Annotated in this window: 3 protein-coding genes; 1 reads left to right on the plus strand and 2 read right to left on the minus strand. The window is 37.8% G+C overall.

Annotated elements, in window-relative coordinates:
- A partial coding sequence (locus MT391_RS20590) for a relaxase/mobilization nuclease domain-containing protein (protein ID WP_499499955.1) occupies nt 1-434 on the minus strand: 434 nt, incomplete at its 3' end.
- Nucleotides 424-765 carry a MobC family plasmid mobilization relaxosome protein gene (locus MT391_RS20595; protein ID WP_499499956.1) on the minus strand — a complete coding sequence of 114 codons (342 nt, stop codon included), beginning with the start codon at nt 763-765 and terminating at the stop codon, nt 424-426. The genes MT391_RS20590 and MT391_RS20595, both read right to left, overlap by 11 nt.
- A 232-nt stretch (nt 766-997) precedes the next feature.
- Here MT391_RS20595 and MT391_RS20600 point away from each other — a divergent pair, with 232 nt between their 5' ends.
- Nucleotides 998-1381 (plus strand): ribbon-helix-helix domain-containing protein, encoded by a 384-nt coding sequence (locus MT391_RS20600; RefSeq protein WP_499499958.1) that lies wholly within the window; start codon nt 998-1000, stop codon nt 1379-1381.
- Nucleotides 1382-1625: the final 244 nt, after the last annotated feature.

The raw sequence follows: 1625 nt of genomic DNA on the forward strand, positions 1-1625 counted from the left end.
AAATGTAACATGGTATTAATACATCTTTTCCAGACATCAAGGCGCTTACAATCAATAGGATGATAGTATGGCTGCAACCTTTTTCCTGTCGTTAGCTCGACACAAGGCACAACAAAATTAAGCTCTAAACGATCCTTATCTTTGTGCTCTACCCATAGAATGGAATACTGATTTTTATCAAGACCAGGGAGTAATACCTTTTCAAATTCAGCCATGATTCTATCTTTGTTGGCTTTTGAAAGATCACGCTCTCCAAAAGAAAGGCTCCCACTTTTATACTTCTGCTTAAACTTGCATGAATTAATTAAATTTATGACGGAGTCACAATCACCTTGATCCAGTGTCGCGCCCTCTCTTTTACGGTCTTTTCCTAAAAGATAATCAACTGGGCCATTACCACTACCGATACCACGATTAAAAAATTTAATGATCATGCTCGATCCTATTCTGCTCTTTTATAAGCTCAATATTTTCTGCCATCGATTGAAGAATCGAGATCACTTTCACTTTATCAATGGGATTAAAATCTTTTGAATTTAAGTGTCGAGCAATCTGATTGATGTTGTTGCCAATACCAGATAATTGGTACAAAAGCTGGGGGTCTATAGTGGGATAATTAGGTTTTCTTTTTGGCTTTTCAGCGAGGCAAGTTTCGCGCATCCAAACGGCTAATTCAGATCTCCCACAACGGGCAAGAAGATCGTCTTTTTCCGTATCAGAAACGCGGATAGATATTTTCTTTTCTCTCTTTTCTGACTTAGTCATAAGTGTCATATTCTTAATAAGGGTTAGTCATTTAGGGGTTTGGGGGCTCCCCCAACCAGCAAAGAGGGATAGGTGCGAAGCGCCCCCTCTGTGTCTGCTGGCTTTTTACTTTGTAAAAAGAAACCCATTCAATCTTAACCCTGTTAAAAAAATATGCAAGAAAGAGTTGTATGACTTAGTCATATTAAGGTTTTATGCTATAATGACTGAGTCATACACAAGGAGATAACAAATGAAAATTATTGATGATGAGCAGTTTTTTGAATACCAATCTGAATGGTTTAAAACGCAATTTAAAAAAGGGGATTCAAGTGGCGTATGGATTGATTTTAAAGGGGTTGAACATGCATTTAAAATGGATCGATATGGCTCTATGTTTGAGGATGTAACACACGTCAGAAAAATGCTTAATGAAGTCGGTTTAAAACGTTTAAATAATGCCATTTCAGCACGTAGAAAAAGAATTAACCAAACAGATAAAAAGTCTGTTCAGCTAACATTGGATAAGAACGTAGCATCAAAGCTTAAACTCATGGCGGAAACCAAAGGCATGACTCAGTCAGAAATAATTGAGGGAATGATCACAGGTGAAATTCAAATGGATTTATTCAAATAGGGACAGTCTAATTAATGACCTTGGGGTAGTCGCTCAAGTTAGAGGACTTATGACTGCGTCATATTATGGAATAACATGGGGAAAACAAAAAGACGTTTACCACAAGTTATTTCCATTAGCCCTCCAACTCACTCCTTAAGCCGGTAACCCTATGTTTGGGATCAAAAAGAAAAAAGCAAATGCCGGCTAACGCGCTTAAATATTTGTTTTCGGCTACGCCGACCCCTACCCATATAAGGACATG

The organism is Vibrio sp. 1-Bac 57 (assembly GCF_037546855.1).
Lineage (GTDB): Bacteria > Pseudomonadota > Gammaproteobacteria > Enterobacterales > Psychromonadaceae > Psychromonas.